At 64.0% G+C, this 17,901-nt stretch carries 18 protein-coding genes; 2 read left to right on the top strand and 16 right to left on the bottom strand.

The genetic code is table 11. The annotated features are described in order from the left end of the window. The 3 genes from IFT45_RS14035 to IFT45_RS14025 all read right to left on the bottom strand — a co-directional run. The coding region (locus IFT45_RS14035; RefSeq protein WP_371811023.1) for a type II CAAX prenyl endopeptidase Rce1 family protein at positions 1-551 on the bottom strand (551 nt) is incomplete at its 3' end. A 109-nt stretch (positions 552-660) separates the two neighbouring features. Beyond that, the gene (locus IFT45_RS14030) at positions 661-1,230 is read right to left on the bottom strand and encodes a recombinase family protein (RefSeq protein WP_192128902.1); all 570 of its coding nucleotides are present in this window, start codon (positions 1,228-1,230) and stop codon (positions 661-663) included. A 620-nt stretch (positions 1,231-1,850) separates the two neighbouring features. Continuing rightward, positions 1,851-4,988: an RHS repeat-associated core domain-containing protein gene (locus tag IFT45_RS14025; RefSeq protein WP_192128900.1), complete on the bottom strand. Its 3,138-nt coding sequence runs from the start codon at positions 4,986-4,988 to the stop codon at positions 1,851-1,853. 579 nt (positions 4,989-5,567) lie between these two features. On the opposite strand from IFT45_RS14025, the gene IFT45_RS14020 reads away from it, so the two are divergent. Beyond that, entirely contained in the window at positions 5,568-6,434 is an 867-nt protein-coding gene (locus tag IFT45_RS14020) for an SDR family oxidoreductase (protein WP_192128915.1), read from the top strand. 105 nt (positions 6,435-6,539) lie between these two features. Here the strand turns inward: IFT45_RS14020 and IFT45_RS14015 are convergent, their stop codons facing one another. The 3 genes from IFT45_RS14015 to IFT45_RS17910 form a co-directional block, all read right to left on the bottom strand. Beyond that, positions 6,540-6,869 carry a hypothetical protein gene (locus IFT45_RS14015; RefSeq protein ID WP_192128898.1) on the bottom strand — a complete coding sequence of 110 codons (330 nt, stop codon included), beginning with the start codon at positions 6,867-6,869 and terminating at the stop codon, positions 6,540-6,542. Positions 6,870-7,677: 808 nt separating this feature from the next. After that, entirely contained in the window at positions 7,678-7,848 is a 171-nt protein-coding gene (locus IFT45_RS14010; protein WP_192128896.1) for a hypothetical protein, read from the bottom strand. A 17-nt stretch (positions 7,849-7,865) separates the two neighbouring features. Further along, the gene (locus IFT45_RS17910) at positions 7,866-11,132 is read right to left on the bottom strand and encodes an RHS repeat-associated core domain-containing protein (RefSeq protein WP_192128894.1); all 3,267 of its coding nucleotides are present in this window, start codon (positions 11,130-11,132) and stop codon (positions 7,866-7,868) included. A gap of 650 nt (positions 11,133-11,782) precedes the next feature. On the opposite strand from IFT45_RS17910, the gene IFT45_RS14000 reads away from it, so the two are divergent. Next, a complete protein-coding gene (locus IFT45_RS14000) occupies positions 11,783-12,367 on the top strand; it encodes a GntR family transcriptional regulator (protein ID WP_192128891.1) in 585 nt (194 codons plus the stop codon). 24 nt (positions 12,368-12,391) lie between these two features. Here IFT45_RS14000 and IFT45_RS13995 read toward each other — a convergent pair whose 3' ends face one another. From IFT45_RS13995 to IFT45_RS13950, 10 genes are all read right to left on the bottom strand, one after another. Then, a complete protein-coding gene (locus IFT45_RS13995; protein ID WP_192128889.1) occupies positions 12,392-12,634 on the bottom strand; it encodes a hypothetical protein in 243 nt (80 codons plus the stop codon). 12 nt (positions 12,635-12,646) lie between these two features. Next, a complete protein-coding gene (locus tag IFT45_RS13990) occupies positions 12,647-12,802 on the bottom strand; it encodes a hypothetical protein (RefSeq protein ID WP_192128887.1) in 156 nt (51 codons plus the stop codon). Next, positions 12,799-13,059: a glutaredoxin-like protein NrdH gene (gene nrdH / locus IFT45_RS13985; RefSeq protein ID WP_192128885.1), complete on the bottom strand. Its 261-nt coding sequence runs from the start codon at positions 13,057-13,059 to the stop codon at positions 12,799-12,801. The genes IFT45_RS13990 and nrdH overlap by 4 nt, the downstream gene beginning before the upstream one ends. A 23-nt stretch (positions 13,060-13,082) precedes the next feature. Beyond that, complete coding sequence (locus tag IFT45_RS13980; RefSeq protein ID WP_192128883.1) at positions 13,083-13,301, bottom strand: hypothetical protein; 219 nt, start codon at positions 13,299-13,301, stop codon at positions 13,083-13,085. A 78-nt stretch (positions 13,302-13,379) separates the two neighbouring features. Next, the gene (locus IFT45_RS13975; protein ID WP_192128881.1) at positions 13,380-13,583 is read right to left on the bottom strand and encodes a hypothetical protein; all 204 of its coding nucleotides are present in this window, start codon (positions 13,581-13,583) and stop codon (positions 13,380-13,382) included. A gap of 687 nt (positions 13,584-14,270) precedes the next feature. Beyond that, positions 14,271-14,423, bottom strand: a complete 153-nt coding sequence (locus tag IFT45_RS13970; RefSeq protein ID WP_192128879.1) for a hypothetical protein — start codon at positions 14,421-14,423, stop codon at positions 14,271-14,273. A 19-nt stretch (positions 14,424-14,442) separates the two neighbouring features. Beyond that, on the bottom strand, positions 14,443-14,745 hold the full coding sequence (locus IFT45_RS13965) for a hypothetical protein (RefSeq protein WP_192128877.1): 303 nt from the start codon (positions 14,743-14,745) through the stop codon (positions 14,443-14,445). Between the two features lie 171 nt (positions 14,746-14,916). Next, positions 14,917-16,434 carry a DNA methyltransferase gene (locus tag IFT45_RS13960; RefSeq protein ID WP_192128875.1) on the bottom strand — a complete coding sequence of 506 codons (1,518 nt, stop codon included), beginning with the start codon at positions 16,432-16,434 and terminating at the stop codon, positions 14,917-14,919. A 442-nt stretch (positions 16,435-16,876) separates the two neighbouring features. Then, positions 16,877-17,215 carry a DUF2274 domain-containing protein gene (locus tag IFT45_RS13955; protein ID WP_192128873.1) on the bottom strand — a complete coding sequence of 113 codons (339 nt, stop codon included), beginning with the start codon at positions 17,213-17,215 and terminating at the stop codon, positions 16,877-16,879. Further along, positions 17,212-17,583: a ParA family protein gene (locus IFT45_RS13950; RefSeq protein ID WP_192128870.1), complete on the bottom strand. Its 372-nt coding sequence runs from the start codon at positions 17,581-17,583 to the stop codon at positions 17,212-17,214. The genes IFT45_RS13955 and IFT45_RS13950 overlap by 4 nt, the downstream gene beginning before the upstream one ends. Positions 17,584-17,901 lie beyond the last annotated feature (318 nt).

Raw genomic sequence — 17,901 nt, 5'->3', positions numbered from 1 at the left:
CCGGTGACTCGGAGCGCCAGGTAGAAGCAGATCCCCGTCCCGAACGCCAAGACGATCTGGAGCCCGGTCGCAAGGGGCGCTTGACCGATGACGAGATTGCCTGCGTGCAGCAGCGCGAAGATCCCCGCCGAGAGCGCCGCCACTGCACCCTCCGGGTAGCTCGCGCGCCTGAGGAGATCGACGATGAGGCCACGGCAGAGCACCTCCTCCGTGAAGCCGACGAGAACACAGGTGAGCACCCACATAGCCAGGACGTCCGTCCCGATCGCCGCGTAGTCGACGCTCAAGAGGTGCAGAACGTTGAACCCCGCCACGACCACGACCACGCCCCACATCCACCTCCGCCCGCGGAGAGGCTGCCCTCGGAACAGGGCTCCAGCAAGACCGGCCGACCTCGCGAAGATGACCAGAACGGCAGCACCGACCACCAGGGGCAGGACTGAACCGACGAGCATCGCGTTCGCGGCCGTCAGCGACCATGTCGACGTCAACGACCGGGCGATCGCGACGCATGCAGCGAGGAACGCGAAGTAGACGCCTCCCGCCAGCACCGACGGCAAGAGACCCCCTCGAGCCCAGAACGCCTTGCAGCTCGAACGCAGATCAGCGAGCATAATCAGCGAACCACTGCCTTGAACACGAGGTGCGACCCGACGGTGATCACGCCTGCTCCCCCCGTTGGATGGCACGATAGACGGTCGAGCGGGCCACGCCGAAGAGCTCGGCGATCTCGCTGGTCGTGTGTGCGCCGGTGCGGTGGAGCTGCACGAAGTACTTCTCCTGCGAGGCGGTGAGCTTGGGCTTCCGGCCGCGGAGCTTGCCGGCGGCCTTCGCGATCGCCATGCCCTCACGTGTTCGGGCCCGAATGAGGTCGGCCTCGAACTCGGCGACCATGCCGAGGACGTTGAAAAGTAGCCGGCCGACGGGGTCGGTGGGGTCGTAGACCGCTCCCCCGAGATTCAAGGCGACGCCTTTTTTCGTGAGCTCGTCGGCGATGTCGGTCGCGTCGCGAAGTGAACGAGCGAGGCGGTCGAGCTTTGTGACGACCAGGACGTCGCCGGCGCGGCACGCGGCCAGGGCCTCGCGCAAACCTGGCCGGGCTCGAGTCGTGCCCGAGAGACCATGGTCAACATGGACGTCTTGATCGTCGACACCGAGCGCTGCAAGACCGTCACGTTGTGCTGCGAGATCTTGTCCGGACGTTGAGACGCGGGCGTATCCGATGAGCATTCCAGGACTGTAGCGTTTAGACCCCCGTCACCGGGCACTTTTGCGGGACAGGCATACGCGAATCCGCAGGCCAGGCACCTCTTGACATCAACCGGCCAAGCATGGTCGCAAAGAGTGTCCCGATGAACGACCGTCTAACGGGCGGCGGGTATGCGGCATCGGGCGGGGGGATGCGTGCATCACGCCACCCGCATTGGGCCATGAAAGCACCACTCCTAGAACATCTGCGATAGGAGACCTCTTTGCGATAAACCGTTGAGCAATGGGCAGCCCTAAGCCCGCCAAGAAAAAGTGGCCCTTCGACTCGAAAGGCCACTTCTCTCTGGACAGCAGCGCTGTTATCTGGCCGGCTGAGCTCAGGAGCTCAACGACCTACAGGTCTTCAGCTTCTACCCCGTCGCTTGAGCTCAACCAACCCGCCAATTATCAGCAGTAGGCCGATCAGCATGCCGCCGATTACGAGAACTCCCGCGGGGAGTCCCACACGGCCGATGCCGGCTGACAAATCGGGTTCTAGGGCGAATGTCGCGGCCGCCCCCAAGATGAGGACTGCTCCTAACCCGATGAAAAACAACTGGCGGCCTGCAGATTTGTTCATGAATTGCCCGTCCCTTCAATGCCTATGCACCTATCGCCTTGTCTACCGCATTGCCTCCGAGTTCACCCGCGGCAAAGCAACCCACCGCAGCTACGAACCCCAGTCCACCTGTAGCAGCCCCCAGGGCGGCTGCACCTGCGACGCATGCGGTCTCAATGGCGAAACCGGCGGCGAAGCCCGCAACTGTGTCATTGCCATTCAGGACTTTTCCGGTTCCGTAAAGCCCCGTGGCCGCACCGAAGACACGGCCAGCCTTGACCCAAGAGAGACCGGTCGGGTCCAAGTTCCCTACAGGCTCACTGGCCGCATAGGAGTACGAATTGCCCTCTTGACCAGAGGGATCGAACTGAGTGAAACGGCCCTGTGAGGCGTCGTAGTATCGGGCGCCAAGCCGATACAGGTTGACTGAAGAATCAAAGTACCCAGCGATGTACCGCAGAGCATTCGTGTTCGTGGCCCCGGTGTTCGAGCTGGCGCGGGTCTCGCCGTAGGGGGCATAGGAGTATCCGCCAGAGAAAACGCCAGCTTTGTCGAAGAGGCCAACTACGGAGCCGAGGGAATCGAGAACGAAGTAGCTATTCGACGCGCCTGGCGCACGGCTTCCGACGATCTCTTCTCCGTTCATCCGTGTGTATGCCGTCACACCGGCAGACGAGCTCTCAGTCATAAGGCCAAAAGACGCGCCCGTGTAGGAGGTGGCGGACGCGCTGCGGGTCAGAGTGTCCGTATTGCCCTGTCCGAATGCGCTGTAGGTCGAGGACCCAATGCCCGTGACGGCAAGACGCGAGTTGTAACTCGCAGCCTGCCCGTTCGCGCCGTTGACCTTCTGGTTTCCGGCGGCGTCGTACTGGTAGGCCGCCGTGGCACCGGTAGAGCCGGTGAGCTGGTTGGCCGTGTTGTACGTGTACGACGTCGTGCCCGCCGCCCCACCGGTGGAGCCTGCCCGGGTCTGGGTCGTCCGGTTGCCGGCCTTGTCGTAGGCGTAGGTCCACGAGGCGGTCGTGGTGGTGCCGGTCTTCTCGACCGCCGAGGTGAGGCGCTTAAGCGAGTCGTAGGAGTAGCTGGTGATCGCACCGGCGGTGATCCCGACCTCTTTGAACGAGATGCGAGTCTGGATGTTCAGGCGATCTGCGGTCTTGGCGGTGGAACCGCCGGCTCCATAGGTGTAACCGATGTCGGATACGACTGTCCCGGCTGCGTTCTTCGCCGTGATGCGAGTCGCACGGCCTGCGAGGTCGTTAGTGGTGACGACATTGGCGCCACCAGGGAAGGTGCGCTTGGTCTCCGTGCCGTTCTTGTCGTACTCGAACTTCACGCACCCGCTCGAGGCAGCCGGCGCCGCAGTGGTGCAAGCCCCGCCGGGCTCGGTGAGCTGGGTGAGCTGGTTAGCGGTGTCGTAGGTGTAGCTGACCTTGCCCTGGGCGTCGGTGTAGCTGAGGACGTTGCCGACCTTGTCGTAGGTGTACGACTGTGTCGTTGCCACAGCAGGACCCGTCACACGCAGAAGCCGGGCGAGACCGTCGTAGAAGGATTCCTTGGTTCCGGTGGTGCTGTCTCGCTGGAAGTGGATGGCGCCGTTCTGGTAGTACTCGGCGTTGAATGTCGCGCCGCCGGAGAACGTGGTCTGGAGGACGTCGTCTCGCTGGCTGTAGGTGTAGGCGGTGGTGTCGCCGTTGCCGTCACGAACCGTCAGCACACGCCCGAGGGAGTCGTAGGTGTAGACGGTCTCGCCCATGGGTGCGGGCGGGGTGACGGTGGTGAGGTTGCCGGAGTTGTCGTACTTGTACGACGTCACTCCCCCGATGCCGTTCTTGGACGAGCAGATCTGGCCCTCGAGGCCGCCGCAGACGCTGCGGTCGGTCTTTTCGTAGGTGTAGGACTCCGTGACGGCGCCGGTTCCACCGGAGGTGGTGTCGGTGGTGCTGGTGACGTTGCCGGCGGTGTCGTACTGGAAGGACTTGCCGTTCCCGGCGTCGTCCTTCGAGCACTTCGGGAGGTTCGGATTTCCCGAGCCTGCCCCGGGGCACGAGGTGCCCTGCGAGTACGTTGCCGAGGCGGCGGCACCGGTCGGGTAGCTGACTCCGGTGGCGTTGTTGAGCTGGTCGTAGCTGTAGCTCGTGATGTTTCCTGGAGTGGAGCCGGAGCCGAGGGCGTCCGTGGTCGTCGAGACGTTGTTGTTCGTCGTGTACGACGTCGACTGGGTCCGCTGCAGGGCGTCCTTGACGGCCGTGACCTTGCCGCCGGAGTCGATGGTGTGCTCGGTGACGTTCCCGCGGCCGTCGGTGATCTTGGTCAGCCCCGACGTGTACGTGTAGGTCGTCTTCGACAGCTCGGTGCCGGGCGTGCTGGCGAGGGCGGAGCTGATGGAAGTGACCTTGTGGGAGGTGTCGTAGCCGAAGGTGAAGACCAGGTCGCCCTGGTCGGTGCCGGTCATCTTCGCTGTTGCGACGCGACCTGAGGAGTCGTAGGTGTAGTCCTCGAAGTTGCTTCCGGGCTTGGTGACTCGGGTCAGCTGGCCCTGGGCGTTGCGGTCGTACTGGATCGTGCGGCCGGCGCCGTCGACGATCGTGGCGATGTGGTTGTCGGTCGCGGAGGCCCAGTTGATCGTGTAGTTGCGGCCGGACGCGGTGAAGATCGTGCTGATGCGTCCGTCTGTGCCGTACGTGTAGGACGACCCGATGTTGTTCCGGTCGGTGTCTTTGGTGATGTAGCCGCTGGTCGAGAAGGAGATCTTCTCGCCGGAGGAGTTGTACTGCAGCGTGTACCGCTGGTCAGTCGAGGCCGCGTTCTCCGTCAGGGTCGCGTTGAACCCGTTCGGGGCCTTCCAGGTGGTTCCGCTCTTGGTGAAGGTCGCGGTGAATCCGGTGGGTCCGCGGAACTTGGCCTCGGTAGAGGTGACGTCTAGGCCGATGTCGACCTGGCTGAGGGAGGACGACCAGCCGGCACCGTAGGAGCCGTCCGTGGTCGAGAGGCCGTTGTAGAAGCGGTCGTTCCGAAGGGCGATGCCGGCGCCGTTCAACACGCCGTCGCTACCGGTGAGCAGGAGGTTTCCGTTGCCGAGGTTGACCTGGGCGACGGTGTCGAGGCTGAGCTCGGTCTGGTCGAAACCAAAGTACGGCAGCGACCCAAGGCCCGGCGCTCCGACGGTCGCAGCGGCCACACGAGAAGTTGATGAGGACGCCCGGGCTGCGGACGCGGGTGCGTCCCAGTCAGCTGCTGGGGGGTTTGCTGCGGGGATGAGCGCACCGTTGGCGGATGCGGGTGGTGTCCAAGCAGTGTTCCAGGGCTCCGGGCCTGCCGCTGCCGCGGGAACGGCGACGAGCGCCGATCCGAGAACGGCCGCCACTGCGACGGCCGAGATGAACGCTCGATTTTTCAAGGTGCTCCAATGCGCCATAAGAAGGACCTGCGAATGAGGCCCTGAGATGGACTTCACCAGAGATGTCCCTCTAAAGCACTTAGGTACCGGGTGAAAGAATTGCCTAAGAGGGTGAACCAGTCTGTATGCCCCCACAGTGGGCACACGTCTCACGTTCAAGCCTCACTCGACCAACAAGCCGCCAGCACCCGAACGTCTTGCAGACAGACCCCTCTCGCAGAGGCCCCCATGGGAGACACCACCATGGCCGTCGTGGCCCATCGACGCACCCCTCTTGCTACGGTGGGCCCATGCAGTGCCGCTGAACCTTTCTTCGACTCCCTCCCATGCGCCTTTCGGGGCGCGATCGAAAGGTTCACCATGTCTATTTTTGTGCCTCTGCACGGTAAAACTGCTCTCGTCACCGGCGTCTCGCGGCGCCGCGGTATCGGCTTCGCCGTCGCCTTGAAGCTCGCTTCTCTTGGCGCGAACGTTGTCATCCACCACCACCGTCCCCACGACCTCGACCTTCCGTGGGGCGGGGACGACCTCGATGCGCTGCGGGCCGAGGTGCGGGCCCATCTGACCAAAGGCGCGCAGTTCGCTGATGTCCCCGCGGATCTGTCCGACCCCTCCGCAATCCCGGCCCTCATCGCCACCGCCGCTGCGATCACCGGAAAGCTCGACATCCTCGTCTGCAACCACGCAAAGAGTGGAGATGACGGCAGCATCCTCGATATGACGGCCGAACGGCTCAGCACGTTCTATGACGTCAACACTCGCTCCACCCTTCTCCTAACCGCCGAGTTCGCGCAGCTTCGTGCACCACGAAGCGACAAACCACGTAGGCCGGGCGACCGGATCGTTGGGAACAAGCCCTACGCGGAGGCGCAGGGTCACGTGTTCTGGATGACGTCTGGCCAAATCCACGGCGCCATGCAGGGCGAAGTCGCCTACGCCGCCAGCAAGGCCGCCCTCGCCGGCGTGACGGCGACGGTGGCTCCCGAACTATTGGAACTCGGCATTGTGCTCAACACGATCAATCCCGGGCCGGTTAACACCGGGTACATGGACCCCGAAACCACCGACCGATCCCTCGAGGAGATCGACCAGTACATCGCGACGACGCCATTCGGTCGAGTGGGAGTCCCTCAAGATCCGGCGGAGCTGATCGGGTGGCTGGCCACGCCGCAGGGAAGCTGGGTCGTTGGACAAGTACTCACGACCGACGGCGGGTTTGGGCTGTGACCGCGCTCTGACCTCGCTTGCGCCGGGGCGACGTAGAGCCCGACTCTGCCCTGGGAAGATCGGAGGAGTCCGCGGTGACACTCCCCCGGGTCGACGCCTAACGGTCTACTGACGCCGACAAGACTCAGACAGCCATGCGCGGGCAGTGCGCAGCTGCGCCCTCATAGCGGCCTGTTCTTCGGGAGCGCACGCCTCGATGTGACGCTGCACGACATCGACCATTGCAAGGACGTCTGCGACGTCGGCAGGGCTAGCGTTGCCGGCCTCGCGCATGGCGTCGACAATGGTCATCAGCTCGTCGAACGCGAGGAGGACGTCGGTTGCCTCAAGGGGCGATCCGGTGCCGTCGAGCAGTTCGAGAGTCCCGAGCGCGAGCCCTGAACCGAACGACTGGGCGCGGACTACGGCGGCGATGTCGGCGGCGTCCGCGGCCACCGCTGTGGCGATCGCCGCCCGCTCGCGCTCGGCTGCGATCCACGCGGCACGAGCCCGTCGTCAGTCCCGCCACGACGCGAATGTGCTCGGGGCGGCCGCGGGCTCGCCGTCTGGGATCGCGAAGCTCGACGCCGATCGGATGACCCACGGGTCCTCGGGGCGATAGCCGAGGCGTCGGTCAACGTTCCCCAACCACCTCGAGCTGCCGGTCAAGGTTCTGATCCACAAAGCTCACCCGGACGTACGCCACGACCTGCGTTTTGTGCTGCACCATTCTTAGACCGTGACACACACCTGTGGCGAAAGGAGCGAAACACGCTCTAACGCCACGCGCGCCGAGCCTACGAGCACCCGTAGCGCTGGGGTATACCCAAATACTCATCTAGGTTCCAGGCGGCCTGTTTAGGAGGTCATGCGTAGACGTGACACAAAGGTCAAGACTCCAGCTGCGAAGGACAACAGCTGGGGCCTTGCCGAGCCTGAGTTACGCGAGCTGCTCTGGGTTGCAGCAAGGCCTGCTGCAAGCTCCTGGACAACCTCTGCCACGGCCTGAATTCCCTGGTGCCCCACTGACTGGCGCGCGCCGCCACCGATTGGCCTTGCGTAGAGCTAGACAGCCTGACGCGCGCGAGTCCTACAACTCAACGCGGGTCGATTGTTTCCTGATAACGCCGGTACTCCTACAGGACCAGTCGACGGCATGGAACGAACGTCACGACCCCAGCTGCGAAGAACATCAGCTGGGGTCGTGGCAGTCGGGGGCCAGTTCAGCGCTGTCGCCCCTCGGTCCAGGGCCGTTCTCGGCGTGTCAGACCAGGAACTCGTTGGCGGCGAAGATGACCACGCACACCACCGCCACCCCGATGCCAGCGAGGAGGGTGATGCGCCGCCCCGGAGTCAACCCCTTCGATGAACGCTGGAAGGAGAGGAAAGCGCCTAAACAGACCAGCACCAAGAGTGCGGCGAACACGAGCAACATGGATCAGAGTCTCCTAACTAGCAGTTGATCACGCTGAGAAGGCCTGCACCGGCGGCGATGGCCCCGCTGACGACCCCGACAGCGACTGCACCTCCGGTGTTAACCTGTCCAGCCACCGGGATGGCGTTCCCCGGTGCGGTGGCGACACCGTAGGCGGCAGCTCCGGCTGCCACGGCGCCGGCGCCTGCTCCGACTGCTGCCACTGTCTTGCAGTAGCCCGCTGACTGCCGTTCACCTGTCGGGTCTGACGCGTTGATCGGATCGCCGCCAGCATAGGCATAGCGATTCGCGTTGCTCGGGTCGAGCGGCGAGTCGAGGGTGTCTTGCTGGGTCCACGTGCCGGAGGTCGCGTCGTACCAACGGAGCCCAAACTTCACGAGCCCACTTGCGCGGTCCTGGATGCCGGACTTGAAGGAGTACGGGTTCTGACCGGCGCCGTTGCCCGTGCCGCCAGCGGTGAGAGTCCGGGTGCCGTAGGGGTCGTACGTATAGGAGAACGCGTTGGTGGAGAAGTCCGTCAGCAGGCCGACGGGGTTGCCGGTTCCGTCCCAGATGTAGAGCGTGGCGATGTCGGACGACGTGGTCAGCATGAGGGCCTGGCCGGTGATTGGGTCGGAGTACACGTGGGAGCTTGAGGTGTTGCCCGTGTAGGTCGCGATCGTCGGGTTGCCGTTCTGGTCGGCCTTGCCGTAAGTGGTCTTGTAGCTGACCCCGCTCGACACGCTCTCCGAGAGAACGGCTTTCTGCTCCACACCGGCGTAGGTGTAGGTGCTGGTGACGCTGCCCTTGACGGCCTTCGTCATCTGCTGAGCGGCGTTGTAGGTGAACGCCGTCGTCGGGTTTGCCGTCATGTTGCCGGCACCGTCGTAGCTGTACCCGGCCGTGGTGATCTGGTTGGCGGCGTTGTAGGTGAGGGTCTGCGAGGACGGGGTGGCTCCCGTGGTCACTGCGGTCAAACGGTTGCCTCGAGCGTCGTACGTGTACACGTACGTGTTCGCGCCCGTGCCGCCAGACTGGGCGACCTTGGTGACACGACCGGCGGAGTCGTAGCTGTAGCTGGTGGTCTGCCCGGTGATGTTGTCCTTGGACCACTGCAGCTTGGCCCGGTCTCCGGTGGCGGCGGTGCCGCAGGTGGGGGCGGGGCTGCTGGCGTTGTAGCAGTAGGTGGTGTCGAACGCGGCCGTGTTGCTTGTGTCTCCTGAACCGGTCCAGGCCTTCAGCGTCGCGACGCGTCCCGAGGTGTCGTAGGTGGTCGCTTCCTTGCCGGCCCACACGGTGTGGGCGGCGTTGGACTGCAGCCAGGTGCCCGTGCGGCGGCCGTTGGCGTCGGTCTCGTACTGGATCTGAGCGGTCTTGTCGCCCTTGGGGTAGGTCGTCGACGTCAGGACGTTCGAGGCGTCGAAGGCGTTGGTGTAGGTGCCGAAGGAGTCGGTCTGGGTGAGCTGGTTGCCTGCCTTGTCGTAGGCGTAGCTCACGGTCACGCCGTCGGAGCTGTTCTTCGTGGTGAGCTGGCGGCCGAGCTGGTCGTAGGTGTTGTCGATCGTGCCCGAGGCGCTGCGGCTGGCCGTGAGGCGGCCGGCCTTGTCGTAGATGTTGTTGACCCGGAGGGCGTCGTCGGTGTTGCGGATCTCGACGACCCGGTCGAGCTTGTCGTAGCCGTTGTACGAGGTGTTGCCCCGGCCGTCGGTCTGTGAGGCGAGACGTCCGTAGGTGTCGTAAGTGAAGGCCTTTGCGCCCAGGCTGCTGCCGGTGACGGGGGTCATGCCCGTCAGCTGCTTATTCGCGTTGTAGGTGTAGGTCGTCTTGTTGGCGCCGTTCCCGGGCGCGGTGGCGGTCGCGACGGTGCCGTCGGTGTTGTAGGTCAGCGTCGCCGTGGCGCCGGAGGCGTCAGCGTTGCTGAGAGCGTTGCCTGCACCGTTGAAAGTCTTGACGCTCTTGTTGCCCGCATCATCCGTCGAGGAGGCGGGCAGGTACGCGGTGGCCGGGGTCGACCCGTACGTCGTGCTCGAGGACGCACCACCGGGGCTGGTGGCCTTGGACAGACTGTTCCCGCCGTTCGCCCCATAGGTGCCGGTCGTGGTACCGGAGGTCGCAGCGCCCGCCTGGCCCGTGGTGGAACTCTCGACGTCGGCGTTGCCGGTGTAGGTGGAGGAGCGCTCTCGGCCGGCGGCATCGACGGCCTTAGTGACGAGCTTCTGCGTGGGGTTGATCGTGTAGGTCGTCCGCGGCACGGCCGACACCGCTGCAGCGGTGTCGGTGTTCGCACCCGCCACGAGAGTCTGAGTCGTCGACGCGTACGCCAGGCGGGTTGTCGACGTTCCCGGGGACCCTGCCGTGGTGTTTTCCTGGTCGATCTTCGTGACCTTGTGACTGGTGCCGTCGTACGTGAAGGTCGTCTTGGCACCGGTCACCGATGTGATGCTGGTGAGGTCCGTGCCCTTGTACGTCAGGGAGGTCGCGTTCCCGGCAGCGTCGACGATCGAGACCAAGTTCGACGCGGAGTCCTTCTGGTACTTCACCGTCCTGGTGTTGTACGAGTCGCCGGTCTGGGACACAGTGAAGACCAGGGTGCTCGGGTTGTACGCCAGAGCTGCAGTGCGGGCCGGGGTCGGTCCCGCCGTGGAGACGACCGACGCGGGCTGCCCGTTGGCACCGTAGGTGATTTGCGTGGCGTTGCCGTTGCGGTCGGCCACCGAGGTCGCCTTGCCGTCGACGTCAAAGGACACAACCTGACGGGACTCCCGATCGGTCAACGTGTACGTGCCAGTCGAGGTCTTCGCGAGGTCCTGCTTGAAACCGGCGGGCGACGTATACGCGGTGGCTGAACCGGAAACAGGAGTGAACGTCCACGTCACTCCATCTGCACCGGTGTAGACGACGTTCGCACCGACGAGGGAGAGGCTGCCAGCCGAGGCAAGGCCCCAGGTCCAGTTGTTCGCCGACAGGTTCGTCGTGACACCGGCCTGCGATCCCAGGGAGTTGTACGACGCCCCGATCGGGATCGTCGAAGTAACGCCAGTGAGCGAGAGCCCAACCGTGTTGACCATCAAGTTGCCCGTGACGACGTCAACCGACGCCTGGACCTGATCGCTGATCGGGAACTGCAGCGCCGTCGCTGACGGACGTGCACCGGTGAGACCGGTCGTCGTGGGACCTGCGGGAAGGGCTGCGTGGGCGGTTTGGGCGACACCACCGACCAGGGCGAGGGATGTAAGGCCGACTAGAGCGACACGCACTCCGAGCGGGGATCGAGACGGACGGGCGAGCGGGACAGCAGATGGCACTGCGGGTCTCCTTTGATCAGCGCAGCAAAGTAGCGCAGCACCACGGGTTCGTGGACAGCGCCGAAAGAAAGGGCAGTCCTGCGAAAACGCACCGTGTGATCGATGACAGTGGTACCCCGAACCGAAACGTATGACCCTTCGACTCCCCCGAGCAAGAGCACCTATCCACACAGAGCAATCGGTCCACTTATTCACCCTGCAAAGCCACCCTGCGACCATCCGCGCCCGAACCTCAAAGCCCTCCTCCGCTCCGGTATGACAGCACATCAAGTCGTCCGCTCGCCCTTGGGCTCTGCGCCGTAGTAGCCGGCTGACCCCAGAGAGTCACGACCCCTCCCATAAACGACGTTCTCCGTGCGGGCTAGTAATGACGAGCATTCTTGATGCCGACAGCAACCGTGGCCTTGTCGGCATCCCGATTGACCACCGCCCAACGGGCGCCCGGCCCGCGGGCTTCCTAGAAACCCGGACCGGTTCAAAACCCCGCTTCGAACAGGTCACCGTTTCTCACCGGTCGATCCGCCCCTCGGCCGAGTCCACCCGCAATCGATCGTTTTTGGCCCCCATCGACGCGACAGCCGCTCGAGCAAGATCTCGAGATACAGACTCATCGCTGGTATACCAGACGCCTAATGTGGCAAACTCTGGCTATGCCGATTCCTACCGCGCCCCCCGAGACAGGTCCTCGTCGCCTCCTCCGCGACATCGTGTTCGAGAAGATGCTCGCCGCGATCGTCGACGGCACTCTCGAGCCCGGTGAGCGCCTAAACGACGAGGAGCTCGTGAAGTGGTTGGGTGTCTCTCGGACACCCGTAAGGGAAGCGATCGCGCAGCTGCACACCTACGGCCTGGTGGAGATTGAGGCGAACCGGTACACACGGGTGTCAGCCCGGGACGATGTGGTCTACGCAGAAGCGGCGCAGTTCCTCGCCGGCCTGCACACCCTTGCTCGAGAGTGGGGCACCCACAACCTTGACGCGACAACCCAGAAGAACCTGGCCAAGTCGCTGAAGACGGTCACCAAGCAGCTCAAAGCTCATGACCTCGAGGGCCCGGGCGCACTGCTTGATATCCAGGGCGAGCTCGCCAGGGCATCCGGGAATGCTCTGTTCGTCGGGACCGAGGAGCCCTTGCGCATTCGCGTGAACTTCCTTCGGCCGCGAGATGCTGACGCGTACGACTGGGACGCACTCGTCGCCGTAGCCGACGAGCTAGCAGCGGCTATCAACGACTAGCCGACGACCTCCCCCTCCGCGCGTCTAGCGGCGGATGCGTCCGGGGTGGTTAAAGGCTTTGTCGTAGAGGCGGTCCGCTTCGTGGTTGAGCTGTGCGACTTCGGCGTCGCGGGAGGCGTAACCGACCATGAAGCCTGCTTCGTAGACGCGGCGTTCGACGTCGGTCAGCTCCCACGGATAGATCTCCTCCCCGGGTTCGTCGAGGGGCGCGTCGTCGTCGGTGAGTGGTGGGGGCACCTCCTCCTCGGCCCAAGTGTCGTAATCCATGGGACCTCCTGGCTAGTCGTTGTCGCCGAGGCCCTGCAGGTGGGTGTCGTCGTCGTACTTGTCGCCGTCCGCGGGGTCGTAGGTGGCGTCGTAGATGAACCGCCCGTGCTCATCGCGAACGGGTCCGGCGCTCCCGGCTGCGGGCTGGGGGCCGGTGGTGTCACTCATGGGGTGACTCCTTCGTTGTCGGCGCCGCCGCCTCGGGCGACGCGGTCGATGTGGTCGGGCCGGAAGCCGGTCCAGTGGTCGTGCTCGGAGACGACGACCACGGGGGCTCCGAGGTAGCCGAGCTCGCCCTTCACGTACTCGAGCGCATTGTCGTTGGTGGTGACGTCGACGACCCGGTATTCGAGGCCCCTGGCGTCGAGGCTGCGGTAGGTCGCGGTGCACTGCATGCAGCTGGGCTTGCTGTAGACGGTGATCATGGCGGTTCCCCCTTGGGTCATTGTCACTCGGCCGAGCCGAACATGGCCGTCCAGCACTCGGGGTGGGTGCCGTTGCGTACGAGCTCGCGGCTCGGGGCGGGGCGGTCGGGCATGGCGTCCTGGACCGGGGCGCCGGTGAGCCACGCGGCGACCTCGGCCGCGGTGAGCTCGACGGTGCTGGCGGCACCACAGAACTGGCAAGCGTTGGTGACGTAGGGCGTTGTGGGGGCGGTAGTGGTCATGGCTTCTGCTCCTGGGGCTGATCGGTGAGGATGGAAAGCGGGAGGGGGCGATTTCCGTTCGTCCCCTCCCGCCTTCCGTTACTCGCTGCGGGTCAGGGTGTCGACGAAGGTCGTGTAGTCGACGCCTGCGATCGCGTGGGTGTGGACAAGGGCCCAACCGTTGCTCGCGTACTGGGCGAGGTCGCTGTCGCGCTCCCCCAACTTCCGCAGCTGGCGATTAAGCGCCTCTTCGGTGACCACGGGGACCAACGTCGTGACGGTGGTGATCTGCTGCTTCTGCATTTGCTTCCTCTCCCTCTCGTTTTTTTGCCGTGAAGGCGGTTTTCCGCCTTAGCGACCGGAGGGCGCAGTGCAACCCGGAGGGCGGCAGGGGAGAGAATTTCGGCGCGAAATAAGGGAGCCCCGCGACCGCGTGCCGAAAATCTCGGAGGAGCCGGTGGCGCAGCCACTTGAACGGAGACCCGGAGGTGGCTACGAGGGAGCGCAGCGACCGAGCCGCCGAAGGCTTCACGGCAAAAAGACGTGCCCGAAGGGCATTGAGCGCCGCGTAGCGGCTCCTACTTGGGCTAGACCGCACCAGGCCGCGAGACTGGCCACTAGGGGGCAAGTTGTCTCACTGAACAGAGAGGGTGCCCGTGCCAAATCAACTACTTAAATGGGTGTCGATCGCGGCAGTTGCAGCCGGGATGTTCTCCCTTATCTACAGCGGAGCCGGGGGAACTGCGTTTGCCGTGATTGGCGGCCTGATCCTCGTTGCCGGCGTTGTCGGCGTCTGGATCACCAGGAAGCGCTATAGCTGACTCGAGCGCAAGTGGCAGGCACGAAGAAGCCCCCGTCCGGCTGGGGGGAGCCGGAATGCGGGGGCTGCTGCTGCCTAGCGGGTTAGGGACCGCCCGGCAGCTCTCGGCCAGCTCGGGGGGAAGCTGACCGGGCCCAAAGTATGCGCAACCCCTGACGCCTCTCTCGGGCTCAGTAGGAAGCGACCGAGGTCACGATGCGATCCTCAGGGAGCGTGGCGCGCACCTGGTCGATCGCGTCGGCCGGCGTCGGGCCGTTCACCTCGACGGCCACGGCCTCGGTGCTCGTATCGCCCTTGGGGCGGTGCCTGACGAACCAGCTCATGACCGGGCGTCACCCGCGGTCACGACGGCCACTCGTCCGGTTCGAGATGCAGACGGCCCGTCAGGGCCGACAGCTCGGCCTCGTGCTGGATCATCCACGCGACGGCACTGTTCAAGCTGCCCTCTCGGCGCAGCCAGGGCCGGCCGCCGGCATCGTCTCGGCCGTGGGCGTAGCAGTGGTAAGCAATGCCGCCCAGCTCGGGACGCGACAGGACGTAACCAAGGGGTGCAGAGCGCACCCGGCGGACTTGCCAGACGCCGAACTGTCCCGGTGCCGGCGGCACCGCAAACGGATGCGTCGGGATCGGCCGGCGCAGAATCATCGCCGCCGTCTCACCTGACCCTCGAACCCCCACGGCCGGAGCGTACGACGCACCTCCGTCTTCGGGAACGCCGCTCTCCACGCGCGAACTAGCGACGCCGTCTAGATCAGACGAGGCGTGACGCTGACTCGACGTTCACACCTGACTCGGCTCGACTGGATCGTTATTCACTCACTCGTCTGTCCACAGGGGCAGGGCATCTTGCGCGACGGGCTGCCTGCGAGCCTGGATGTAGGGCAGGAAGGTGGGTGGCAGGTGCAGCCTTTTCCCGCTCAACAGTTCAGGGACAGTAATCATATGGAGCTTTGAATACACCTGACCGTTCGAGGGGTGGGTGAAGGTACCAGCGTGATTGATCGCATCTATCATTCCGCGTGTCGGGTCGCCCAGCGAAATGAAGATGCCCATCTCCGCTTTCTGCGACTCGACCGTTCCTGCAAGGTCGCGCACCATCGAAGGGTTCAAGTTCTTGCCACCCTTCACCGACACCAGGATGCGACCAGTCTCGGCTTTCTTCCCTCCAAGCGGGAATCGAGCAACACCATCAATTCCCTTGTCACCGACCTGTTTGGCATTTGGCTGGGCCCCAACCATAGACACGGCCCATCGTTCAAAGTCGAATGGGTTCTTCTTGAAGAGGGCGTAAGCCGCAGCCTTGTCGTGAGGTATCCCAGATACGACGTAGGAACCGGCAACTTCTTTGCCATGGGTGCTGATGAGTCGCTTCTCGATGAGGTCAATAGCGATGTAGGTCACATCGATACCAACCCATTTTCGGTCCAAGTTTTGAGCTGCGTCGACTGATGTTCCGCAGCCACAAAATGGATCGAGCACAACGTCCCCGGGCTGAGTGCTGGACTTGATAATTCGCTCTAGGAGCGCGAGGGGCTTCTGCGTCGGGTAGCCCAAGGCTTCGGCCGAGGAATTGTTGAGCTTGTCGATGGTCCAAACATCATCCATCGGCCGCCCATAGGACATCGCTTCCTCGATGTACCGCTTGATTCGAGTCCCGCCCCCACGGTCGCTCATGACATATTCACGACCGTCGTCTTCGACGTGGAGCTTCTGACGACGTGTGGTGAGGTACTGCTCCTTCGAAAGCCACGGGTTTGTCACTGAGTTGAAGACAACATCATCGCTTTTTGAGTACGCCAGAATTACGTCGTGACGGCGCTCGTAGTGGGCCTTGAGCTTCTTATTCCAGCCGCTGTAGTGCCAGATGATCTCGTTGCGGAACTGTTTTGGCCCAAAAATAGCGTCGAGAAGGATCTTGAGGTAGTGGCTCATGGTCGGGTCGCAATGCAGGTACAGCGAGCCCGTCGACTTCAAAACCCGATGGAGTTCGGCCAAGCGGGGAGCCATGTTCACGAGGTAGGCCGTCGCGTCGTTTTCTCCAAGCAGAGTCCGCATCGCGACGAGCGTGTCCGAGACTGCCGGGGGCAGCCCTCCATTCACCAACTCTCCGTACTGGCGCTCAGTTTCAGGCGTCCACGTCCACGTGTCCTCAAAGGCCTGAATCTGTGCGGAAGTATCAGCCGAAACACCACCCCGATCCCGACTAAAAATCACGTTGTAGTTGCGAGCCGAGTTGAAAGGCGGATCTAGGTAGACCAGATCGACGCTCTCGTCCTGAATGCTTGCCTTGAGCACCTCGAGGTTGTCGCCGTAGAAGAGGCGGTTCTGATCCATGAAGTCAGGCTATCGGGCGGGACAGCTCGACCGACTGGCGATTGCGTCCACAGAGGTGCTTCGTTTGCCTCCTGGCGGATCGACTCTTCAAGGCGGCGACGCGTCCGGTAGGGGATCGCTCACCGGACGATCTGAAGCTACGACCACTCCCCCGGATCTCCGGGCGTATTGCCGTCTCAGATAGACCGTCCGAAATAGGTTCCGGTGACGGCACCCCCTGTGAGACTGAGGACATGACCACCGGCACCCCCTCGCCGAAGGCGCACCGATGACGCTCCCGCGGGTCAATCCGTGAGCCACGAGGAGCACACGGCCGAGGATGAGGATGTAGCCAATGACCTCGCCAGCCTCGCAAACGAGCTCTTTTGGCTTCATCTTGTTGCGAGCGGGCAGATCCGCGCTGGCGACTGAGCTACGCAGTAGTTACTGAACTACGGACGTTCTAGTCGTCGAGCTGCGCGCGGACGCGGCGGGCGATGGCCCCCTGCAGCTCGTCGTTTTCCAGCAGCTCTGCAACGAGGGCGCGAGTGACGTGCACGTGCGCGACGCGGACGCGGCCCTGAGTCTCTGCAAGGCCTGCGGCGTAGTCGATGAGGCCTCGGTAGACCTGGGGCGACAGGTCGGCGGTGATGCGTACGGGCTTGGCACGGATGACGCTCGGCCGAGGTGCCGGCGTCGCCTCTGTGGCGGGTGCCCCGGGCTCGTTCTGCTCGGGCGTTGTCGATGCTGCTGTCTGCGTCGCGCGGGCAGCTCGTGCTCGCAGCTCTTCCGCTTTGGTCATCGTCCTGCTCCCAGCTTCTCGATCTCGTCGGCGGCGTCGGCGGACTTGCCGAGTTCGGTGACCGGACTGCCGAAGGCCTGGGCAATGGGCTCTCGCCGAGGAATGGTCGTTGACAGGACCGTATGGCCCTCCTCGGTAATCGGCTCGCGGAACATCGGCGTGCTGTCTGCGTTGGTGACGGTGCGGTTCATCAGCACGGCCACGACCAGTGGCGTAGCGCGCAGCGGCTCCACGTCGTCGATCGCAGCCCATATCTCGGGCAGGCGTTCGTACTCGCCCACAGTGGGGGCCATGAAGACGATTACGACGACGACGGCGATGCGAAGGCCTGAGGAAACAATGCCTGCCTGGTCCTCGAGCGGTGACATGTCGATAGCCGCTTACCGGCGAGGCGGCACTCACGGCGTAGCGAAAATCGACCGCGTCGCTCGATCCCTTTGCAATCCCGCAGACGTCTCCGACGAGCTCACACGGCTTGTCGTGGATAGTCACCGGATCTATCTCGAACCGGGCCGACCCCGTTGGCCAGTGGCTTCTTGAACCGCCGCCTGCCGACGACATCCAGGAGATAATTCCGTCTTTACGTAATTACTTTGTGAGCCGGTCACGAATGGCTTCGTCGAGGAAGTCGACCATTGTGCCCCCGTGTTCGGAGATGTACTCGTCCAGCTGATCTCGGAGTGAGA

It is taken from the genome of Frigoribacterium sp. CFBP 13707, from assembly GCF_014842245.1.
Classification (GTDB): domain Bacteria; phylum Actinomycetota; class Actinomycetes; order Actinomycetales; family Microbacteriaceae; genus Frigoribacterium; species Frigoribacterium endophyticum.
Note: the sequence above shows the minus strand (reverse complement) of the source record. Positions and strands in the feature narration are given on the sequence as shown.

Bases quoted from the DNA above. Each gene is read 5' to 3' on its own strand.
- IFT45_RS13970 (WP_192128879.1), bottom strand. From the start codon at position 14,423: ATGAGCTGGTTCGTCAGGCACCGCCCCAAGGGCGATACGAGCACCGAG.
- IFT45_RS13965 (WP_192128877.1), bottom strand. From the start codon at position 14,745: ATGATTCTGCGCCGGCCGATCCCGACGCATCCGTTTGCGGTGCCGCCG.
- IFT45_RS14030 (WP_192128902.1), bottom strand. From the start codon at position 1,230: ATGCTCATCGGATACGCCCGCGTCTCAACGTCCGGACAAGATCTCGCA.
- IFT45_RS13950 (WP_192128870.1), bottom strand. From the start codon at position 17,583: ATGTCACCGCTCGAGGACCAGGCAGGCATTGTTTCCTCAGGCCTTCGC.
- IFT45_RS14010 (WP_192128896.1), bottom strand. From the start codon at position 7,848: ATGTTGCTCGTGTTCGCCGCACTCTTGGTGCTGGTCTGTTTAGGCGCT.
- IFT45_RS13995 (WP_192128889.1), bottom strand. From the start codon at position 12,634: ATGGATTACGACACTTGGGCCGAGGAGGAGGTGCCCCCACCACTCACC.
- IFT45_RS14000 (WP_192128891.1), top strand. From the start codon at position 11,783: ATGCCGATTCCTACCGCGCCCCCCGAGACAGGTCCTCGTCGCCTCCTC.
- IFT45_RS13960 (WP_192128875.1), bottom strand. From the start codon at position 16,434: ATGGATCAGAACCGCCTCTTCTACGGCGACAACCTCGAGGTGCTCAAG.
- IFT45_RS13955 (WP_192128873.1), bottom strand. From the start codon at position 17,215: ATGACCAAAGCGGAAGAGCTGCGAGCACGAGCTGCCCGCGCGACGCAG.
- IFT45_RS13975 (WP_192128881.1), bottom strand. From the start codon at position 13,583: ATGCAGAAGCAGCAGATCACCACCGTCACGACGTTGGTCCCCGTGGTC.
- IFT45_RS13980 (WP_192128883.1), bottom strand. From the start codon at position 13,301: ATGACCACTACCGCCCCCACAACGCCCTACGTCACCAACGCTTGCCAG.
- IFT45_RS13990 (WP_192128887.1), bottom strand. From the start codon at position 12,802: ATGAGTGACACCACCGGCCCCCAGCCCGCAGCCGGGAGCGCCGGACCC.
- nrdH (WP_192128885.1), bottom strand. From the start codon at position 13,059: ATGATCACCGTCTACAGCAAGCCCAGCTGCATGCAGTGCACCGCGACC.
- IFT45_RS14020 (WP_192128915.1), top strand. From the start codon at position 5,568: ATGTCTATTTTTGTGCCTCTGCACGGTAAAACTGCTCTCGTCACCGGC.